Here is a 20,272-nt window from a genome sequence, read left to right as displayed (position 1 = left end):
CATCAAATCCATCAAAAACCCATCAAACGGGACCTCCCGGACAGAGTCACGGTCCGGGAGATTCATCGAACCCGACGCACGCCGCCTGCCGCACGAAGCTCCGACGGCTCGAAAAAGAAACTCCGGTTGTCCGCGATACGCGCCACCATGAAGTCGATGAACGTCCTCACCCGCAGCGGCTGCTCGGTGCGATGCCGATAGTAGATATAAAAACCCTCACGCTGCGTGACATGCTGGAGCAGCAACGGCACAAGCCGGCCGCTGCGGATAGGCGAAGTCGCCGAGAAGCTTCCCAGTTGACCGACCGCGAGTCCGGCGAGCACGGCTTCGGTCTCGGCATCGGTGTCGTTGATGCAAAGGGTTGTCGCCATGTCGCGATAGACGATTTCGTCGCCGATGAGAAACTCCCACGGCGCCTGCTTGCCCGTATTCGCGCGCCGGTACCCCGTGCAGCGGTGCCCATCCAGTTCCTCGATGGTTTGCGGCGCGCCATGGCGCTCGATATAGGCCGGCGACGCACAGACGATCAGTTGAATCGGCAACAGCTTGCGTGCAATCGTGCCGCCCGAGGGCGGCGAACCGCCGCGAAAACCGACATCGGCGCGCTCGCCGACCAGATCCGTAAAGTGATCGTCGAACTGCACATCAAGGTGCACGTTCGGATGCAAGGCCGAGAACTCCAGGAAGAATGGCCACAGCAACGAGCGGCTCATGGCCCTCGGCGCGTTCACTCGCAGCGGCCCCGCGATCTCCTCTTTCGAGCGGCGCGCGTCGTCGAGCGCGAAAGAAAGCGTAGCCAATGCGGGCTGCACATTATCTAGCAAACGCTGCCCCTCCTCCGTCAGACTCAGCTTGCGCGTGGTCCGGTGGAATAACCGGACGCCCAGTTCCTTCTCCAGTTGCATCACCGCGTGGCTCGCCGCCTGCGGTGAGATGCCCTGATCCACCGCGGCCTTGCGCAGGCTTCCCAGCGTCGCGGCCCGGACGAATATCGTAATCGCGCGAACTTCGTTCATGACCGCCTCGGATTCGCAAATAAAAGTTGATTATCAGTCTACCAATCGACGCCTAGTTTGTGTCAATCCTGGCTTCTATCATTCGTTCACTTCCACCCCAAGCGCAGGAGCAACATCATGGTCGATGTCACGAAAAATGGTTTCAAACGGGTCTGGTTCATCACCGGCGCATCGCGCGGTCTGGGCGCGCTGATCGCCGAGGCGGCGCTCGCCGACGGCAATGCGGTGGTCGCGGCCGGTCGCAACGTCGCGGCGATCGCGGAGCGTCTCGGCAATTCGCCGGCGTTGTTGCCCGTGGCACTGGATGTGACGGACGAAGCCCAGGCGAAGGCCGCGGTGCAAGCCGCACTCGAAAAATTTGGCCGGATCGATGTGCTGGTGAACAACGCGGGCTTCGGCTTGCTGGGCGCCATCGAGGAATCCAGCGACGCCGACGTGCGCCGCATGTACGACACCAACGTCTTCGGTCTCCTGAATATCACGCGCGCCGTGTTGCCGACGCTGCGTTCGCAGCGAGCCGGTCACGTGATCAACATGTCGTCGATCGGGGGGTATCGGGCAGCCGCCGGATTCGGCGCCTACAGTTCCACGAAGTTTGCGGTGGAAGGTTTGACTGAGGCATTGCGCGGGGAACTGGCGCCGCTCGGTATCCATGCAACGGTGGTGGAGCCGGGATACTTCCGCACGGACTTCCTCGACGCGTCTTCGCTGATGGTCGCCAAGGAAATCATCGCGGACTACGACGCGACCTCGGGTAACGTGCGCCGCAGAGCGGTCGAGATGAACCACAACCAGCCGGGCAATCCCGAGAAGCTGGCGCAAGCCATGCTCGAACTGGTCGACGCCCCCACCCCGCCGCTGCGTTTGCCGCTGGGCACCGATACGCTGAAGGCGATCGCCGACAAGAATGCCTACGTCACGCAGGAGACGGAAACGTGGAAGGCGTTGTCGGCGTCCACGGATTTTCCTGTCTGAGCCGTTGTCATTGCGCTTGCTTGCCGTTGCGCTTGCCTTGGCAGGCGGTGAAGGCGCCCAAAGGGACGACGGGGCGAATCACCCCAACGCGACGGCCCGGGTTTCAGTCAACGATCGGACCAGCGCGACATCGGCCGGCGTGGCCGGGTTGTAGATCACCAGGCTGAGATCGGGCCGGCCGTCGACGGCGAAGTTCGAATACTCGAATGCGATCGACCCAACGATCGGATGCCGCAGATGCTTGACGCCCTCGCCGTGAGCACGGACATCATTGTCGCGCCACAGCGCCGCGAACTCGGGGCTCAACGCGGACAGTTCGTCGACCAGCTCGGCGACCTGACTCGAAGCCCCGGCGCGCGCGACATCCACCCGGAACGCCCCCACCACGAAGCGCGCAGCGTGCTCCCAATCGGGCTGCGCGGCGCGCACGCGAGGGTCGCAGAACACCATGCGCAAGGCGTTGCGTTGCGACGGCGGCAGCGCGCCGTAGTCGGTCAGCACGGCGGCGGCCGCGCGATTCCAGGCCACGACATCCCACGTAGCGGTCTTCACGACGGCCGGGCTGAACGCCAACGCATCGAGCACGCGCTGCAGCCGTGGCGACACGCCTTCGCTTGCCTGGTAGCGGACGTCCGGCGGCCGGCCGAGACCCAGCAGGAACAGATGCTCGCGCTCGACATCCGTCAGCATCAAAGCGCGGGCGATGCGCTCCAGTACGTCAGCCGAAGGCGCCCCGCCGCGGCCCTGTTCGAGCCACGTGTACCAGGTCGCGCTGACGTTGGCGCGCTGCGCCACTTCCTCACGCCGCAGCCCGGGTGTGCGCCGGCGCGTCAACTCAATGCCGAAAGCGGCAGGGTCCAGTTTCGTGCGGCGGTCCTTGAGGTAGGTTCCAAGCGGATTGTCGTTGGCGGCCGGCATGCTGATCCTGTTAGTCGGTATACCCGTGTAACGTCACTACTTTACCCTGATAGATTATGCGCCCAGAGTCGCCTCCATTCATCGTTGATCTGGAGGTTTGCATGCGTGTATTCGTTACTGGCGCAACCGGCTTCGTCGGCACTGCGGTCGTCAAGGAACTGATCGGTGCGGGGCACCAGGTGCTCGGTCTGGCGCGCTCGGATGCGGGAGCCGCCGCGCTTGCCGCGGCAGGTGCGGATGTCCAGCGCGGTTCGCTCGAAGAGCTCGACAGCCTGCGCCGCGGCGTGCTCGCGGTGGACGGCGTCATCCATACGGCTTTCAACCACGATTTCACGAAGTTCGCCGAAAACAGCGCGACGGAACGGCGCGCACTCGATGCCATAGGCGCCGCGCTCGAAGGCTCCGAGCGGCCGCTGATCGTCACCTCCGGCGTCGCGCTGCTGGCGCCGGGCCGTCTCGCGTACGAGGAAGATGTGCGTGCGCCCAACCCCGCGTTTCCGCGCGATCCGGAAGTGGCCGCGACCGAACTGGCGGCGCGCGGCTTGCGTACCTGCGCGGTACGCCTCGCTCCTTCGGTGCACGGCGAGGGCGACCACGGCTTCATTCCGAGGCTCATTGCCATCGCGCGCGAGAAAGGCGTGTCGGCCTATGTGGGTGACGGACTAAACCGCTGGCCTGGCGTTCATCGCTTCGATGCTGCAGCGGTCTACCGGCTGGCGCTTGAAAAGGGCACCACGGGTGCCCGCTATCACGCGGTCGGCGAACAGGGCGTGCCGTTCAAGGAGATCGCCACCGTGATCGGGCATCGCCTGAATTTGCCGGTGGTGAGCAAGCGGCCCGAGGAGGTGCACGAACACTTCGGCTGGTTCGGCATATTCACGACCATGGACGTGCCGGCCTCCAGTCAATGGACGCGCGACGCGCTGGGTTGGCGGCCGACCGGTCCCGGGCTTCTGGACGATATCGACCAGCCTGGGTATTACGTGGGTTCGTGAGACGACGCCTTGCGGATCCACGCGCTGCGAAAAGGTTTCGTAGCGAGAGCCCTCGTCTGAGCCCTCTCGGTTAAGAGCGCTTTTACAGAGGACTCCTCCGTCCACCATTCCGACCACAAAAAAAAACGGTCCGCTCGTTGAGCGGACCGTTACATAGGCGGGGCGGAGAATGCTGCGGAACACGTCCAGGCCAACAAGCCCTGACCCCTTTTTTTCGTTGCCAGCTATCATCAGCCGACTGAGCCGCTAGAATAACTTCTTTCCTTCCTGGCGGCAAGTCGATGCGAATTGATCAGCGGATCGTGCAGCAGCATGGCCTGACAGCACGTCAACACTTCTTTTGCGAGTGCTGGTTTAACCTCGTCCATGAGGCGTCGCTGGATGCGTTTCGTGTGCGCGCAATGAACCCGTTGAACATCGTACGTGAACTGCTCCGCATGGTCGACGGTGGGCATGCAAACGAAAGCGATGTCGGCAGGGTGACGGCCGAGGCGGTAGAAATCCTCACCGACCGCATCATCATGTCGGACGATGCATTTCGCGCGTCGGCCAGCCACCTCGTTTCCATTCTGACGGAAGCAAAACCAAAGCAAAACAGTCAGGACGCAGATGAGTCGAAGGTGCTGAAGGCTTGGGGCGCCGCACTTGGCAAACATCATTCGCTGATCGACGCCTTTGGAAGAGAACTGGAAAAGGCGCTCGACGACCATTTCATCGCCCGTTGCGTGTCATGGCTGGAGCGTGAGCTATCCGTGCAGGGCGACCCTGCTGAACTTGAAAACATCGAGACAAAACTCGGCGAAATCGAAAACGTGACATCAACGTTGTTGAGTACACTGATTAATCGGGGCTGGAGTTTTGAATCGCTCTTCATGCTGTATCGCCTCATGTTGCTGCCCACCGTTGAGAAGGCGGCAGAACCATCGGCATACGTATTCAGCAAAGCGCTTGACGAGGTGTTCCAGCGCCTTGGGGCACAGCCGAAGCCCTACACGGTGACGTTTTCGATCAGTAACGTCAGCAAGCCCGATCACTTCCCCGCGCGCGTGGGTGACATTGAATTCAGCACGCAGCCCCCGGAGATCGGGCCGAAATCGAGCAACTATGTCCGTCGCTATGCGTCGGTTCGCGGCGGACGGCTGTTCGCTACAACGACTGCGCACGCGCAGGACGGCCGCATGGCGGGTTCGCTCGCAGGGGACCGGATCGGTCAGGTCCTCGACGTGGTCCGCTACGACTATGAGCGGAAGAACGTCCAACTCTCTAACAGTTTCCTGTTGGCGAAGGCGGACAGGCACATGCTGCTGCCGCTACCCGGCACGGTTCCGAATCCGGATTCGTCTCTTACCGCTGAGCAGTTGGAGGAGTTCATGCGCCGCCTGCAGGAACTGGTCGGCAGCGGAACGCTTTCCGCGGACGCAAAAGATCGCATCTATTCGACATTCAGGCTGTATCGGGTGGGTGCCGAGACGTCTAATTTCGAGAACAAGCTGGTCAACTGGTGGACGGCCGTAGAATTCCTGGTCAAGGGTATTGGCGGTGGTGGTGGCGGCATCGGCGACGGTGTTGAAAACTCGCTGGCGCCAACCGTGGCCATGTCCTATCTCCCCAAGCACCTTGTGGCGCTACGCTCGGCGCTGGTCGATCTCAAGATCGATCTGCGCAACGCCGCGAACGAGCCGCTGGAACTGGGTAGCATGGGCTTATCGTCGTTTCATGCCCTCCTGCAGGACGGTGCCATGAGGCGCGCGGTCGAAGATGCGTGCAAGGCGCGTCCTTTCATCTGGTTCCGAACGCGGCGATTCCTCGCCATGATTTCAACCCACCAGAAAGTCGCCGATGCGCTGAACAATCACGAAAGGCGGCTACGCTGGCACGTCCAGAGAATCTACCGGGCACGCTGCGATATCGTGCACAGCGCGCAGCGTGTGGTCGATGCGACGCTGCTCTGCGCGAACCTGGAGTTTTACCTGAAGACCGTCCTGTCGGCGTTCCTCGACGCATTCCACCGGCACCCGACCTTGCGCAGTCCCCGTGAGTTCTTCGACCGGCAGCAGCATGCGCTTGGTCAGATAAGCAAAGAACTCAAGGCAAACCAGAACACGGCCCTGGCCGTGTTGCTGGCCAGCAGGGATGCTGCGGCCGCACTTCCCTGAGTGCCGGCGTGCGAATCGCACCGCGCTCAGGCAGCCGCAACAACCTCGATGCGCAGCACGGGTCCACCGGCCACGATCGAGAGCAGATGGTCGACATTTGGGTGGGCCCCCGGACGATTGCGAGCGTCGGCCGTATGCTCGGCGAACACGGCGAGGCCGTGTTCGGCCGCCTTGGCGTCGAGCGTGCCGAAGCTTTGCTGCAGATAGTGGTACACCGCCAGCGAGCCCTGCTTACCCGGCTTGTTCTCGATGCTGGCCACCACGGCGCCCTTGCCGTCGACCAGATCGATACGCTCGATACCGTCGATAGAAGGCAGTTGGGCGAGGTTGTCCTTGAATACGTTGCTCGGTTGAATCACTGAAAATACTCCGTGGGTTCGGGAAGTGGCATGACGGGCGGTATTTTATCCGATGGGACTGCGGGACTGCGGCGGGCCATCGCCATCCACCCTCCCTACTCCCGTAACCCCCCCCCCTAAAACCCCGCCTCCCGCTGCACCGCCGCCACCAGCGCCCGCACCCCACGCGAAGCAAAGCTCTCGCGCCCGGCGCCGAACGTCACCGTGCCGGTCAACTGGCGGCTCAACACCTGCGAGCCTTCGCAGTCCCCAAAACGCACCCGCCAGATTGCCTGCAGCGGCACCAGTTGATGCGTCTTCGGTTCCTGCTCGGCGGCAATCGGACCGCCATACACGCTCGCGACCGACGGCTCGTCGAGCGTCGCGACGTTGACCCTGTCGACGGCCAGCACGCGGCATTGCACCGCGCGCATTTCCGCCAGACTCGCCACGAAGCTCGCGCGCTGACCTGCCACGACCCGCGCCACGTCGTTCTCGCCGACGAACGCGTCGCCCTTCACCCCATGCGGACCGATCACATCGAACAGACGCTCGCCCCGCGGCAACCAGGTGCCGGCGGCCAGATCGTCGTCACCCATATCGACGATGCCGGCAAACGGCGCGCGAATCGTCAGTTGATCGATCTCGGCGCTAAAGCCGTTGACCGTCTCGCGCGCAGCATCCCAACGCCGTTTCAGGGCGACGCCTTCTTGCCGCAAGCGGTCGTCGAACGGTTGCTGCTCGACTTCCCATCGCAACAGCGCCTCGTCCGCCTGCGCGGCCTTCAGCTTGTACGCGAGATCGGGCGACACCAGCACGGCGAGAACCTGCCCCGCCTGCACCGTCTGGCCGTCGCGCACCGGCGCCGGCGAGGCGGCCAGATAGCCCGCCTCGACCGCATACAGCCCTTGCGCCTGCTGCGGTCCAAACACCGCGGGCGCACTAACACCGGCATGCCACGGCAGCACAAAAAAGCCCAGCAGCACGGCGCCAAGCAGCACACTGCGGCGCGTCTGACGCTGCCAGCGCAACTGCGCGCGGCGCCGCCAGCACGCCGCCGCTTCGCGCAACACCGGCCGCACGATAAACCAGCCGAACTCGACGCAAAACAACGCCATGCCCAACACCTTGAAGAAAGCGTGGTACACCACAAGCGCGATCGAAAAAAACACCACTAGCCGATACAGCCACGTCGCAAACGAAAAGCCGATCAGAAAGCGTCGCCGCGACGGCGAGCACGGCTCCGGCTGCGGATCGCCGAAACCGAATAGCCATTCACGCAGCCACCAGCGGCCGAGCGCAAACGCGCGGTCGTGCAGGTTCGGCGTATTGAGCCAGTCGGACAACAGGAAATAGCCGTCGAAGCGCATGAACGGGCTGGCATTGATCGCCAGCGTGCCGATCCAGGTGGTGGTCGCGAGCAGGAAGGCACCCGCTCGCAGCGGGCCATCCGGCAAGAGATTCCACGCGAGCGTCGCGAACGCGGCCAACGCCAGCTCGCTGAGCATGCCGGCCGCACCGATGCGCAAACGGCTCGCGCGGCTCGGCACTTTCCAGGCCTCGGTGGTGTCGGTGTAGAGCACGGGCAGCATCACGAGAAAGGCCAGACCCATGGTCGGCACGCGGCAACCATAACGTTGCGCGGTAAACGCATGACCGAACTCGTGCAGTACCTTCGCACATGCTAACGCCACGCCCACCGCAACCACGCCTTGCAGGTCCGCGTAACCATGAAACGTATGCAGGAATTCGTCCCACCGGCGCGACACGAGAAACAGACCGGTCGCCGCGCACGCCGCCACGATTGCCCAAAACGCCGGACGGTAAGCGAACGCGGCATAGCGCGCCGCGCGCCGCAGGAACGGCATGGGATGCCACAGCGGAATGCGGATCATCAGATAGTGCTTGAGCAGCCACATGGCCTGCGTGAGGCGGCCGGCTTCGGCATGGGCGCCCAACCGCTCGGTGTCGCTTGCGCTCGTCGCGACCAGCAGGTTCTGCTGACGCAGCATGCGCAGCAGTGCCTCGATGTCGTCGAGCGAAATCGTCAAGGTCGTCTCGCGGTTGACGCTCGCGACGATCGCATGCGCGTCGTCGAGCGGCCAGCGCGAGAGCATTTCGAACGCAGGCCAGCCGAGCTGGAAGAAGCGGTTCGCCGCGGGATCGTGCAGCATCCACGTCGGCGCGCCTTCCGGGGTCGGCGCGCCGGCGGTCAACGTCAGTTCCTGGCGAAGTGGCGGTAGTCGGGACATGATGGGTTCGGCGCGGCGCTCGCGTGACGCTACCAGCCCAGCCATTGACGCGCGAGCGTCAACGGCCGGCGCAGCACGTAGTAGACGAGCGGCACCCAACTGCCGTGAATGCGTGCTGTGCCCATCGCCCCGAGCGGCGGCTGCGCGCCGCTTGCCGCGAAGCTCGCCTTCACGCGATACGCCAGCACGCCATCCGGCGTCGGCTCCGCGCGATAGGCGACCGAATCGATGCGCGCGTCGTAAGTGGCGAGCGGCGAACTCTTCGGATACAGCGTCAGCAGCATGCCGGGTTTGACGTCGACGTTATCGGCAACCGGCACGTAGGCGGTCAGTTCGACGTGAGCCGGGTCTGCCAGCAGCAGAATCTTTTCGCCGACCGCCACCGCCTTACCGGTCCATTCGTTCGGATCGGCGAACACCGCGACGCCTGCGCGCGTTGCGCTCACGCGCACGCGCGCCAGTTGTTCGGCGGTGTAGTCGAGCTGCACGGCGCTCTGGTCGAGCTTGCCTTTGCGCTCGGCCATATCGAGCCGGTCGCGGTCCTCGGTGACCGCCAGTTGCGCCGTCTGCCGATACTCCTCCTGCGCGGTGTCGAAGTCTTTGCGAGCCAGCGCGTAGCGCGACTGCAAGGTGGTGGCGTCGAGGCCGAGGAGCGGCGTGCCGGCCGTCACCGGCTGATTCGGCTGCACGTACAGGCGGTCGATCACGCCGTCGAGCGGCGCGCGCACCACGAACGGATCTTTCGGCGTCACCTCGGCCGGCGCGAGCACTGACAAGCGCAATGGAATCACGCAAACCAACGCCAGCGCGATCAGCACGCGCCGTTGCTGACGGCCCGGCCGCAACAGCACACGCGCGCGTTCGAACCAGGACGGTTGCGGACCGAAGGCCGCGAACGCATGACCCCATACCTGCGCGAGCTCGCCTAGCAGCGCACACTCGGTGGGCGTCCACGGCGCTTCGCGCGCGAATGCCAGGCCGCCGAGCCGGCGGCCTTCGCGGTCCACCAGCGGCAGCCAAAGACCATGCGCGGGCCACCATGCCTGCCACTCCTGCGCGACATGCGTGGCGCCTTCATCGCCGAGGTCGGCCGCAGTGAAGGGACGTGGTCCCTCGGGCAGCGGTACGCTTGCATCGCCGGGTTCGTGAAGCGTGGCGTCAGCGACCCCCACCCCAGGCGCACGCGCGAGCACCCGGCACAATGCGCCGAGCCACTGCACGTAGGGCGCATTCGGATCGCTCTGCGGCAAACCGGATACCGCCGCCACCGAACCCGGTGCGGTGCCGCGCCACCATGCGGCCTGGCGGTAAGGCACTAGCGCCAGCGTTTCGTTGACGATCGTAAAGCCGAGCGTCGCTTCGCTCTTCGCAGCACGCGCACGGCTGGCAAGCTGCCAGAGCAAGGCGAGTTGCTGCGCGTCGATGCGCACGTTCGGCGATGCATCGGCATGCGCCGCGCGGCCGGTGCGGTCGGACGCTTCCGGCGGCGGTGAAGCGGGCGTGGACGGCATGCCCGTCACCGCGCCGCAAAGGTGGCCCAGCCGCTCATGCCGGGCAACAGATCCGGCACGCTGCCGGTCAGCGCCGCGGTCACGTCGACGGTCTGTGTGACCGGATCGACGCGTGCGCCGATCCGGGCCACTTTCGCCGGATAGGTCTTGCCGACCTCGTCGACCTGCACGGTCAACGGATGACCCGGCTTCAACCACGCGAGCCACTTCGACGGCACGATCATCTTCAGTTCCAGATGGCTGGTGTCGACGATCGTCAACAGCGGCTTGCCCGGTTCGGCGAACTGCTGCGGCGCGGCGCTGCGCTTCGAGACGCGGCCGTCGAACGGCGCGACGATCACGCATTGGCGCACCGTGGCCTGCATATACGCCACTTCAGCGGCACTGGCTTTGAGCTTGGCCGCTGCCTGCTCGACTTCGAGGTCGCCTACCGAATGCAATTGCGCGAGACGCTGGTCGACCTGCAACAGGTCGCGCGCGGCATCGGCTTCGGCCTGCGCCTTATGCAACTGCGCCGCGTACAGCGAACAGTCGAGCGAAACGAGCGTCTGGCCCGCATGGAACGCATCGCCGTCGCGCAACGGCAAGGTGGCGATTTTCGCGGCGATCTCGCTCGACAGATCCACTTCGTCGCGCGACACAAGCTGGATGCGGATACGGCCAGCATCGCCGGTCGGATCGGTGGTGGCCGAAGCCGGGACCGCAACGGGCATCACCGCGGGTGACGGTGACGGCGCCGCGCTCCACACTGGTTGCGCGCACAACAGAACAGCCACTGCACTGCCTGCTACATACTGCGACCACTTCATTGCGTCTTGCCTCCGTTCGCGCTGCCCAGTGCTGCCCAGCGCCGCTGCTCCTCATCGATCGACTGCTCGAGCGTGCCCAGATCGTGACCGCTGACCGTATCCGGGATCGGATCGAGGCCGAGCGTCGCGAGCATCTGGCCATAGGCGTTTTCGAGTTCGCCGTAGCTCTGATAGAGGCGCAGTTCCGACATCATCGCGCCGGTCGCGGCGCGAATTTCTTCGAGCTTGCCTTGCGCAGTGGCCTCGGTCGCGTTGTGGGTGTGCTCCAGAATCTGCTGATCGACGTCGTTCATCTGCTTGAGCAGATCGAACTGACGTTGTTTCGCCGCCAGTTCGCTGCGCGCGACGTGCACCTGTGTCAGCACCGCCATGCTCAACGCGAGCCGCTGCGTCTTCGCCACTTCCAGTTGCGCATCGGCCATGCCGCGGATGTTCTTCACGTTCAGCACGTTCAGGAGATTCCAGCTCACGCTGATACCGGCCGCCCGCCACGCGTTGTAGACGAGGAAACTGTTGCTGTCGTAGTGCGTGCCGAGATCGAGTTCGATCCCCGGCAGCAGCTTGGCCATCGCCTTATGGGTTTCGTTGACGCTGATACGTTCGTTATAGCTCGCCTCCACCAGTTCCGGGCGACGCTCGAGCGCCGTCTCCTCCATCTGGTCGATCGGCATGTCGAAGCTTGGAGCGGCGAAATCGGTCGGCGGCGCCAGCGTGTAGTCCTTGCCCGGCTCGAGATTCATCAGCGAGGCGAGACGCGGCTTGGCCTCTTCAAGCTGATCGCGAATCTCTTCGAGCTGGCGCATCAGATCGAGCAGCGCATGCTGGTAGTTGAGCGTGTCGAGCGGCGAGCGCAGATTTTCGCGCTGCGCCTGGCGCGAGTCGTCGAGCGCCGCGCCGGCCTGCGCCAGCAGGGGCGCAATGCGGTCGCGCAATCGTTGCGCGCCGGTGGCCTGCCAATAGGCCTCGCGCACCTGCTGCATCATCAGTTGCACCACCTTGCGGCGGCGTTGTTCGAGCACCAGCACGTGATCCGCCTGCTCCTTCGCTTCGTAGTAACTCACGCCGAAGTCGAGCAGGTTCCATGAGAAGCCGAGGTCCGCGGTGCGGTCGTTCTTGTCCGTGGAGTACGACGGCGCCAGCGACTGCTCGTTGGTGAACACATCAGTCGAGGACGAGGCGAGCGGATGATTGCGTGTGGTATAGCCCGCTTGCGCGGTGAGCTTGGGCAGCAGATCGAAGTTCGAGAGGTCGAGCTGCTTTTGCGCAAGCGCTTCTTCCATCATCTTGAGGCGATGGTCGAGGTTGTAGCGGATCGCGCGTGCCATCGCTTCGTCGAGCGTAATCGGTCCGGTCACCGGCTGCTGTTGGGCAAACATCGAGGTGCGGTCGGTCTGCGCGGTCTGCACGCGTTCGGCGTCGGTGAAGGGCACAGGTTTGATCGAGCAGCCCGCCAGCCAAACGACGGCGAGCGACAGCGCAAGCAGCGCGGGACGCGGTGGGCGCACCGCAACGGACGAGGATTTCACTTCGGCGACTCTCTTTCTCAAAGTTATTGGAGTTCGGAATACGTGATGGCTCATGCGTTGCCTCGCGACGCGAGGGCCGCCGCCGGTGCAGGCGCAGTCGTCGCACGCGCCACGTGCAGCGTCGCGTGAGCCTGGGCGAACTGTTGCGCGAGCGACGGTTTGGCAAGCGGGACGGCAGCTTGCGGCGCGTGCTGGGTTGCGTGGCTGCGCTCGTGAGCGGGCGGCTCGCCGGCGCGTTGCCCCGCAGCGCCGCCGAAGTCGATCGCCACTTCGCGGCGCGTCTGATGGCCCGCGGCATCGTGCGTGACGATCGCGAAACGCAAGCCGCCCTGATTCGGCGGCACCTTGCCGCTCAGCACGCCTCGCACCGCGTCGTAATGCAGCCACGCGGGTAACGGGCGGCCGTCGGCGAGGCGCACGTCGACGTGGACGTCCGAGCCGATCGGCAGGCCCTCGGCGGCTGACAGCATGGCCGGCAGCGAGACTGAGAACGCATGGCTGGGCGGCACGGCCACGTGCACGGCGAGCTTCGGCAACTCGATGGATGGCGGCGTGAGATCGGGGGTGGGGATTGGCGCCATCGACGAGATGCCGGTGTCGCTCAGTACATTGGTTGTGTGCCCGCCGTCGCTCGTGAAGGTCGCTGTGAAGACAGCGGGCACGCCACCGAGCGCGGGCGCCGGCGCAAACGCGTCGAGTACGATCAGCGGGTTGGAGATGCTGTCGCCGAGGTCGAGTGGGAACATCGGCAGCGACTCGGACACGTAGTCGCCAGGCTGCGTGGTGGGCGGTGTGGTCGTTGTAGCCTGCCCTCCGCTCCCCGTTTCGCTGAACGTCGAGGGCGGCGGTAGCGTCAAAGGCGTGGCGGGATGCGGGCCTTCTGTTACAGGTGGCGCGACAGTCGTCACCAGCGGCGTCGCCGCCACGTTCACCGTCGTCGTCACCGGCGCGCTGGTTTTATGCCCGTCGTTGACGCTGAAGCTGATCGTGCGGCTGCCGCCTGACGATTCCACCGCCGTGTCCGCATAGGTCACGGAAGACAGCGCCGCTTGCCATTGCGCGAGCGTCGTTGTTGACGCGGCAGACGAAGTGAGCGTCAAGACGCCTGTGGCGGCATCGTAGGTTGCAGTGATGTCGCCCGTCGCGGCCGAGGGGTTAAAGGCAAGCACGTCGCTGCCCGCCACGAAGTGCCCCGTGATCGAAACGGTTGCGGACGCAAGCGTCGCACTGCTGTCGCGATCGCTCACCGTGATGCCCGTATCGATCGTCACCGGCGTCGCCGCGCTGCCGCTCGCGATGAAGGTTGGGCCGTTGCCCGAGCCGGTTTTGACAACCGGTGTCTGGTCCGTATCCTGCACGTCAATGGTCTTGCTGCTGAGCGCGCTCGTCTGCATGACGTCGCTAATCGCAAACTCGACCGTGCGTTGCGCCGTGTTCGGCGTAATCGCGCTGTTGTCGTAGGTGACCGAACTCAAAGCCGCTTGCCACTGCGCGAGGCTCGCGGCGCTGCCGGACGAACTCAGGGTCAGCACGCCCGTCGATGCGTCGTACGTGCCCGTGATGTTACCCATCGAGGCGGCGTTATTGGTGAATGCCAGCACGTCTTCGCCGCTGTGAAAGCCACCCGCAATCGACACCGTCGCCGTCTCGATGTTTGCTTCCGGATCCGCCACGGTGATACCTGGGTCAACCGCCACCGGCGTCGATGCAACGTTGTCGCCTGCCGTGAAGGTGGTGGTGCTGGTATTGCTGGTCGTCACCGACGGCGTGGAATTCACCACGTCGATGGTCCGCGTAAGCGCCGCACTGTTCTCCACACCGTCGTTGACCGTAAACGAAATCACACGTGATCCCTGCGGCGCGGTATAGCTGCTGCTGGAAAACGACACAGCATCCAGTACCGCGTCCCATTGCGCGAGCGTCAGCGGTGCGCCGGATGCATTGAGCGTCAACACACCTGTCGTGGCGTTGTACGAAGCGGTGAGGTTGCCCATCGTCGCCGGGTCGATGTTCAGGGTCAGCGTGTCGCCCGCCTGCATACCGCTTGCGATCGAGACGGTCGCCGAGTCCAGCGTCGCGCTGCCGCGGTCCGACACGGTGATGCCGCTGTCGATCGCCAGCGGCGCGTTGCCGTCGAGATAGCTGACAGAGCCACCCGTCCCGCTCAAGACCGGCGTCTGATCGACATCGGTGACCGTCACGGCCTTGGTGCTGACCGCGCTGTCGTCGGTGCCGTCGTTGACGGTGAAACTGATCGTGCGGGTCGCGTTGTTCGGCGTCAGCGCCGTATCCGTGTACGTCACCGCCTCCAGCGCCGCCTGCCATTGCGCAACCGTCGCCGTGGCGCCCACGGAGGTCAGCGTCAGCACGCCGGTTGTCCCATCATACAAGCTGGTGATGTTGCCGAAGGTCGTCGTGCTCGTATTGTTGAACGCCAGCACGTCCTCGCCCGAATGGAAATTGCCGGTGATCGCGACAGTGCCGGAGGCCAGCGTCGTGTTGTCGGCATCGGAGACGGTCACGCCGGGGTCCACCGTGACCGGCGTCGAGGTCACGTTGTCGCCGGCCGTGAACGCCGTGCTGCCGCTCGAGGCCGTGACCACCGGCGCCTGGTCGACGTCCGTCACGGTGACGAGTTTGGTGGAGACGGCACTCGTCTCCGTGCCGTCGTTGACGGCAAAACTGATCGTCCGGGTCGCCGTGTTGGGTGTAGCCGCCAGGTCGGTGTAGGTCACCGCGCGCAGCGCGGCCTGCCATTGGGCAATCGTCGCATCAGCGCCTGACGACTCCAGCGTCAGCACACCGGTGCCTGCGTTGTACGAGGCATTGATGTTGCCGTACAGCGTCGCGCTGGTATTGGTGAACGCCAGCACATCCTCGCTGCCGTGGAAGCCGTTCGTGATCGACACCGTGGCCAGGGAGAGCGTCGTGTTGTCCCGGTCCGATACGGTGATGCCGGTGTCGATCGCCACCGGCGTCGAGGTTGTGTTATCGCCTTCCGTAAACGACGTGTTGCCGATCGAAGTGGTCACAATCGGCGTCTGGTCGACATCGGTCACCGTGACGGTCTTCGTGCCGACGTTGCTGTTATCCGTGCCGTCGTTGACGCTAAAGGCGATCGTGCGGGTCGCGTTGTTCGGCGTCACCGCCGTATCCGTGTACGTCACCGCTTCCAGCGCTGCCTGCCATTGCGCGAGCGTCGCGGTGGCGCCCGCCGAGGTCAGCGAGAGCACGCCGGTGCCGGAAACGTATGAGGCGGTGATATTGCCGTACAACGTCGAACTGGTGTTGTTGAACGCCAGCACGTCCTCGCCCGAATGGAAATTGCCGGTGATCGCGACGGTCCCGGACGCCAGCGTGGTGTTGTCCAGATCGCTCACGGTGACGCCGCTGTCCACCACGACCGGTGTCGAAGCGGTGTCGTTGCCCGCGGTAAAGGACGTGCTGCCGCCCGAGGTCGTGAGGATCGGCGTCTGATCGGTATCGACCACCGTCACCGTACGCGTCGCCGCCGGACTATTCTCGGTGCCGTCGTTGACCGTGAAACTGATGGTGCGCGTCGCGTTGTTCGGCGTCACCGCCGTATCCGTGTAGGTCACCGACTCCAGCGCCGAGCGCCATTGCGCGAGGGTTGCGCCCCCTGCGGCCGTGAACGTCATCACACCCGTGCCGGCGTCATACGAACCGCTGATGTCGCCCATCGTCGTGCCGTTGTTGGTAAAGCTCAGCACGTCCTCGCCCGCATGGAAATTGCCGCTGATCGAGACCGTCGCCGAATCGAGCGTGGTGTGCCCCGCGTCGGACACGGTCAAGCCGGAATCGACCGTCACCGGCGTCGAGGCCGTATTGTCTCCGGCGACGAACGCAGCCGAACCTACGTCCGTAGTAACCAGCGGCACCGCGGTCAGGTTGACGGTTTCCATCACCGCTGCGCTGTTTTCGCTGCCATCGCTGATCTGCACCGACACACTGCGGGTGCCAGACGCCGTGTCGGGCGCGGAGAAATGCACGGCGTCAATGGCGGCGTCCCACTGCGCGGCCGTCGCAGTATCGCTGGCGGAGCTCAACGTCATCACGCCGGTCGCCGAGTTGTAGCTCCCCGTGATGTTGCCCATCGTCGAGCCGTTGTTCGTGAACGCGAGCTGATCGCCCGCCTGAAAGCCGGACGTGATCGATACGGTGGCCGACGGCAAGGTGCCGTTGTCGCGATCGCTAACGCTAACGCCGCTATACACGGACGTGCTGGCCGCGCCCGCCACGTAGCCCACACTGCCGCCGCTCGTGGTGAGTACCGGCGTCTGGTCGGTGTCGGTCACCGTGACGGTGCGGGTTACGACGCTGCTGGCGTCGCCGTTGCTGTCGGTCAGACTGAAGCTGATGGTACGGGTCGTGGGACTGGGCGTGACCGCCGTGTCGGTGTAGGTCACCGATTCGAACGCGGCCTGCCATTCCGCCGTGGTCGCCGTGTTGCCCGCGGACGTCAGCGTCAGCACGCCCGTCGACGCACTGTACGAGCCGGTGATATTGCCCATCCCCGGACCGCTGTTGGTGAATCCCAACTGGTCTTCGCCGCTGTGAAAGCCGCCGGTGATGCTGACCGTGCCGCTGCCCGAGGTGGTCGCCGAGGTGTCGGTCACGCTGACGCCGCTGTCTACCGTTACCGGCGTCGACGTCACGTTGTCGCCGGCGACGAATGCGGCGCTGCCGGCGTCGGTCGTGATGGTCGGCCCATCGATGCTGTACACCAGATGCCCGAGGTTCACAATCAGATCGCCGCCGACACCGGAAATCGTGATGCTATGCACCTCGTCGAACGCCGCATTGCTCGACGACAACGACACGGTCTGCGTGACGAAATCGCCATTCGAGACCAGCGTGACTTCGCCCGCCGTATTGCTGTCCGGAACGATCTCGACGTTGCCGTTCGCCACGATGTCGATGTCGAGGCTCTGGATGTTGAACGCCTTGCCGTTCGACATCGAGATGGTGATCGAGTTCACGCCGCCCTGCCCTTGCGCATCGAACGCGAGCGACTGGTCCCCGCTGTTTTCGTCGGCGAGCGCTTGCAGGTTGGGATCCGCCTGCACCTGCGTATCGTAGGACGTAGAGCCGGTGTTATAGGTGTAGGTCAGACCGTCGAGCGTAAACGAAGGCACCTCGCCGGAGTCGTAACTGACGTCGTCCGCGTTGGTGAAGTTCTCGATCGTCACGCCGAGCAGATGGTCGTAGCTCTGCTCGGCCGCGGCCGAGAGAATCACCGGCGTCGTCACCGTGCCGACCTGGTACTCAAGTGTCCAGTCGCCACCCACCGCGGCCGAACCGGTCGCGTCGGTCGAGGCGGCCACGTTCAGATGCGTGAGCGCGGCAATTTCCTGCACCAGCATCTGCCCGTCCGCATTCTGCGCGACGTCGCAACCATAGATCAGGAAGTCGCCGCCCGGCTTCATCAAGGCGCCGATCTGCGTGAGCTCGGCGCTGTACTTCGACAGATCGCCGGCGTCGAGCCAGACGTCGCCCGCCTGAATCTCGCCATCCGTGCCGTGCGAAATCAGGTGAATCGCGTCGACGCCCTTGTGCGTCTGCAGGTACTGCTCGATCTGCGCGAAGCCGTCGGTGTTCGCATTGAGCACAACGTACTGCGTCCCCGCCGGCAACCCGGCAATCAGCGCCTGATAGTCGACTACACTCGGATCGATAAACACCACCTGATGCGATACGGCCGGCGCCGCGTTGGCGTCGGCGAGCTTCTGCTCGCGCACGCCGTTCGCCCCGACGAGCTTCACATCGTGCTCGGCCACCGGCTTCGGTGGAGCCGAACTGGTGGTGGCGGGATGCGCGTGGTCCGCTTCGACGCCATGCAGATGCGGATGTGCCGCAACCGCACCGACCGATGCGTCGTAGACCACACGCGGCTCGAGTGCGAGCAGCAGCGGCGCCGGTGCGACGACGGGAATCCTGCCTCCCCGCTCGACGCTCAGACGTTTCAGGATTTGCTTGACGAAGTCCATGACGAAACACTCCACCGGGCCGCCGCGTGGCCCTGCTAGGGGGCGCGCTTAACCGCGCGGCGGGAAAACACCGCTCAGCGCGATGATGAAAGTAATGCCCAGATACGGGTTACGCAGCGCGACCGGCGCGCTGCCGCCGGTGAGCCCGACCGTCACGGTGGGCGCCGGCCCCGTCACGGAAGCGTTGAACGGCGCCAGCGTGGTGTTCGCCGCGCTCGTGCTGTAGAGCGTTCCGGGACGGCCGCCCGCCGCGATCGGTCCAAGCACCGTGGTGTTGCCGGGCGTGGCGCCTTCGCCGGTGTTCGTGGTGGTGGCGGGTATGCTGATCGCCGCGCTCGCCGTCCCACCGGTAGCCGTGGCCGTATGCGTGTGCGACGGCAACTGGTTGAGGGTCAGCGCGACGCTCTCGTTGCCGGAGAGCTCGCCTACCGTGATCGGCGAGAGACCATTGCCCGCACCCACGCCGACCGGCGACCGGCCTTGCAGATCCGGGAGCCCGAAGTTGGTCGTGCCGTTGCCGCCGTAAAACGTGCCGAGCAGCGCGAACAACGCGTTATTCTGGCTGATGGACATGAGTTGCCCCTGACAGAGGGCCCAGTTTTGCGGGGCGAAATTAAAACCGACCATGCGGATTTCGCCGAGATACGGATCGCTCATACATTTCTCCTGGAAACGCGGTGTTTGGACCGCAAGGAAACGGGCAACACCGGGAGAGTCATGGCGCGTCCGTCGAAGGGGATAGGGCGGGCTTCACGCAGTGCATCACCGCGCACAGCATGGCCGCGCCGCTTTCGGAAGGCCGCACCGGCGTGGCGAGCAAAGACCAGCTCGGCCCGTCGGGCGATTGCACCTGGTACACGTCTTGAGGAAGTTGCACGCCGGGCGGCAACTCGAAGAGCGCCGAATAGCAGACGTAGCTGTCGTCCATGGGAATGCCGGCCGGCGCACCGACAAGCTGCGCCTGAACCGCGTGCCCGCTCGCCGTCGTCAGGATAAAAGTGCGGCCGAGCGACTCCGTCAACTCGGCATGACCTGGTATTGCTGACACCCCGCCCCCCGGAAACGAAGCTGAAACGCGACCCTGTGCGTTCTTCAAATCGCTCGTATTTTTCGTTCTACTCTCTGCCCGTTACTCTGCCACCGCCTCGAACGGCGCAGCGGGCCGGCACATCAGTTCGTAAATGCCGTTCTCGCCGGTTTTCTCGAAACCCAATCTCCGGTACAGCGAACGCACCGGGTTGTCGCTCTCGACATACAACTGAGCAGCCATGCCCCGTTGCGCCGCCTGCCCGATCAGCGCGCGCATCAACCGCGTGCCGATGCGTCGGCCCCGGAAGGCGGGCAACAGCGCGATATCCATCACGCGCAACCCGGCGTCTTGCCAGTCGTGATACAGCCGGCCGGCCGCCATCCCCTCGCACAGCACCACATCGAAACGCGCCTGCGGATAGTGCCGCCGGTAATAACGGTCCTGCATCGTGAACTGCTGTTCGAGCAGAACTGCGATTTCCTCACCGCTCAATCCCGAGCGTGCAAATTCATCAAGCCGTGTGCTGGTAAATACCGCCAGCAAAAACTCGCGGTCGGCATTCGTCGCGGCACGCAATTCGAGTGCTTCGGCTTCGCTTTCAAGCGCTGCCATGATCGAGTCGTCGAGGCCGGATGTAATGCTCACGAAAGCTATTTATCAATTGTGAGACGAATATGCGAACGCATCGTAGCCGGTAGTTATAAAGCTTGCAATCGATTGGCCTGACAAATGTGCTAA

Annotated in this window: 14 protein-coding genes; 3 read left to right on the top strand and 11 right to left on the bottom strand. The window is 64.5% G+C overall.

Translation table 11 applies throughout. The features are described 5' to 3' along the window. Nucleotides 1-62: 62 nt before the first annotated feature. Nucleotides 63-1,016: a LysR family transcriptional regulator gene (locus P3T42_RS09770; RefSeq protein WP_074294644.1), complete on the bottom strand. Its 954-nt coding sequence runs from the start codon at nt 1,014-1,016 to the stop codon at nt 63-65. Nucleotides 1,017-1,133: 117 nt separating this feature from the next. Here P3T42_RS09770 and P3T42_RS09765 point away from each other — a divergent pair, with 117 nt between their 5' ends. Next, on the top strand, nt 1,134-1,991 hold the full coding sequence (locus tag P3T42_RS09765; protein ID WP_429305875.1) for an oxidoreductase: 858 nt from the start codon (nt 1,134-1,136) through the stop codon (nt 1,989-1,991). Nucleotides 1,992-2,069: 78 nt separating this feature from the next. Here P3T42_RS09765 and P3T42_RS09760 read toward each other — a convergent pair whose 3' ends face one another. Then, nucleotides 2,070-2,909 carry a helix-turn-helix transcriptional regulator gene (locus tag P3T42_RS09760; protein WP_429305874.1) on the bottom strand — a complete coding sequence of 280 codons (840 nt, stop codon included), beginning with the start codon at nt 2,907-2,909 and terminating at the stop codon, nt 2,070-2,072. A gap of 101 nt (nt 2,910-3,010) precedes the next feature. Between P3T42_RS09760 and P3T42_RS09755 the strand changes: the two genes are divergently transcribed. Together P3T42_RS09755 and P3T42_RS09750 are read left to right on the top strand one after the other, a co-directional pair. Next, nucleotides 3,011-3,904, top strand: coding sequence for an SDR family oxidoreductase (locus tag P3T42_RS09755; RefSeq protein WP_429305873.1), 894 nt, complete (start codon nt 3,011-3,013; stop codon nt 3,902-3,904). Nucleotides 3,905-4,185: 281 nt separating this feature from the next. Further along, a complete protein-coding gene (locus P3T42_RS09750; protein ID WP_429305872.1) occupies nt 4,186-6,060 on the top strand; it encodes a hypothetical protein in 1,875 nt (624 codons plus the stop codon). A 26-nt stretch (nt 6,061-6,086) separates the two neighbouring features. Here the strand turns inward: P3T42_RS09750 and P3T42_RS09745 are convergent, their stop codons facing one another. From P3T42_RS09745 to P3T42_RS09705, 9 genes are all read right to left on the bottom strand, one after another. After that, nucleotides 6,087-6,419, bottom strand: a complete 333-nt coding sequence (locus tag P3T42_RS09745; protein ID WP_429305871.1) for a DUF2322 family protein — start codon at nt 6,417-6,419, stop codon at nt 6,087-6,089. A 116-nt stretch (nt 6,420-6,535) separates the two neighbouring features. Further along, a complete protein-coding gene (locus P3T42_RS09740; protein WP_429305870.1) occupies nt 6,536-8,650 on the bottom strand; it encodes an HlyD family efflux transporter periplasmic adaptor subunit in 2,115 nt (704 codons plus the stop codon). A gap of 29 nt (nt 8,651-8,679) precedes the next feature. Then, nucleotides 8,680-10,161, bottom strand: coding sequence for an efflux RND transporter periplasmic adaptor subunit (locus tag P3T42_RS09735; RefSeq protein ID WP_083640258.1), 1,482 nt, complete (start codon nt 10,159-10,161; stop codon nt 8,680-8,682). Between the two features lie 5 nt (nt 10,162-10,166). Further along, complete coding sequence (locus tag P3T42_RS09730; protein WP_074294637.1) at nt 10,167-10,970, bottom strand: efflux RND transporter periplasmic adaptor subunit; 804 nt, start codon at nt 10,968-10,970, stop codon at nt 10,167-10,169. Beyond that, complete coding sequence (locus tag P3T42_RS09725) at nt 10,967-12,550, bottom strand: TolC family protein (protein ID WP_429305869.1); 1,584 nt, start codon at nt 12,548-12,550, stop codon at nt 10,967-10,969. Before P3T42_RS09725 ends, P3T42_RS09730 begins: the two co-directional genes overlap by 4 nt. Beyond that, nucleotides 12,547-18,504 carry a DUF4347 domain-containing protein gene (locus P3T42_RS09720; RefSeq protein ID WP_429305868.1) on the bottom strand — a complete coding sequence of 1,986 codons (5,958 nt, stop codon included), beginning with the start codon at nt 18,502-18,504 and terminating at the stop codon, nt 12,547-12,549. Before P3T42_RS09720 ends, P3T42_RS09725 begins: the two co-directional genes overlap by 4 nt. Nucleotides 18,505-18,552: 48 nt before the next feature. Further along, nucleotides 18,553-19,161: a phage tail protein gene (locus P3T42_RS09715; RefSeq protein WP_429305867.1), complete on the bottom strand. Its 609-nt coding sequence runs from the start codon at nt 19,159-19,161 to the stop codon at nt 18,553-18,555. A gap of 58 nt (nt 19,162-19,219) precedes the next feature. Beyond that, entirely contained in the window at nt 19,220-19,552 is a 333-nt protein-coding gene (locus P3T42_RS09710) for a DUF6916 family protein (RefSeq protein WP_074294634.1), read from the bottom strand. Nucleotides 19,553-19,633: 81 nt separating this feature from the next. Continuing rightward, complete coding sequence (locus P3T42_RS09705; protein ID WP_429305866.1) at nt 19,634-20,179, bottom strand: GNAT family N-acetyltransferase; 546 nt, start codon at nt 20,177-20,179, stop codon at nt 19,634-19,636. Between the last annotated feature and the right edge of the window lie 93 nt (nt 20,180-20,272).

Origin of the sequence: Paraburkholderia sp. GAS38 (assembly GCF_050434965.1) — a bacterium.
GTDB lineage: Bacteria > Pseudomonadota > Gammaproteobacteria > Burkholderiales > Burkholderiaceae > Paraburkholderia > Paraburkholderia phenazinium_A.
Note: the sequence above shows the minus strand (reverse complement) of the source record. Positions and strands in the feature narration are given on the sequence as shown.

Excerpts from the sequence above, each read along its gene's own strand:
- P3T42_RS09720 (WP_429305868.1), bottom strand. The coding sequence starts at position 18,504 with ATGGACTTCGTCAAGCAAATCCTGAAACGTCTGAGCGTCGAGCGGGGA.
- P3T42_RS09755 (WP_429305873.1), top strand. The coding sequence starts at position 3,011 with ATGCGTGTATTCGTTACTGGCGCAACCGGCTTCGTCGGCACTGCGGTC.
- P3T42_RS09715 (WP_429305867.1), bottom strand. The coding sequence starts at position 19,161 with ATGAGCGATCCGTATCTCGGCGAAATCCGCATGGTCGGTTTTAATTTC.
- P3T42_RS09725 (WP_429305869.1), bottom strand. The coding sequence starts at position 12,550 with ATGAGCCATCACGTATTCCGAACTCCAATAACTTTGAGAAAGAGAGTC.
- P3T42_RS09750 (WP_429305872.1), top strand. The coding sequence starts at position 4,186 with ATGCGAATTGATCAGCGGATCGTGCAGCAGCATGGCCTGACAGCACGT.
- P3T42_RS09765 (WP_429305875.1), top strand. The coding sequence starts at position 1,134 with ATGGTCGATGTCACGAAAAATGGTTTCAAACGGGTCTGGTTCATCACC.
- P3T42_RS09730 (WP_074294637.1), bottom strand. The coding sequence starts at position 10,970 with ATGAAGTGGTCGCAGTATGTAGCAGGCAGTGCAGTGGCTGTTCTGTTG.
- P3T42_RS09740 (WP_429305870.1), bottom strand. The coding sequence starts at position 8,650 with ATGTCCCGACTACCGCCACTTCGCCAGGAACTGACGTTGACCGCCGGC.
- P3T42_RS09735 (WP_083640258.1), bottom strand. The coding sequence starts at position 10,161 with ATGCCGTCCACGCCCGCTTCACCGCCGCCGGAAGCGTCCGACCGCACC.
- P3T42_RS09760 (WP_429305874.1), bottom strand. The coding sequence starts at position 2,909 with ATGCCGGCCGCCAACGACAATCCGCTTGGAACCTACCTCAAGGACCGC.
- P3T42_RS09770 (WP_074294644.1), bottom strand. The coding sequence starts at position 1,016 with ATGAACGAAGTTCGCGCGATTACGATATTCGTCCGGGCCGCGACGCTG.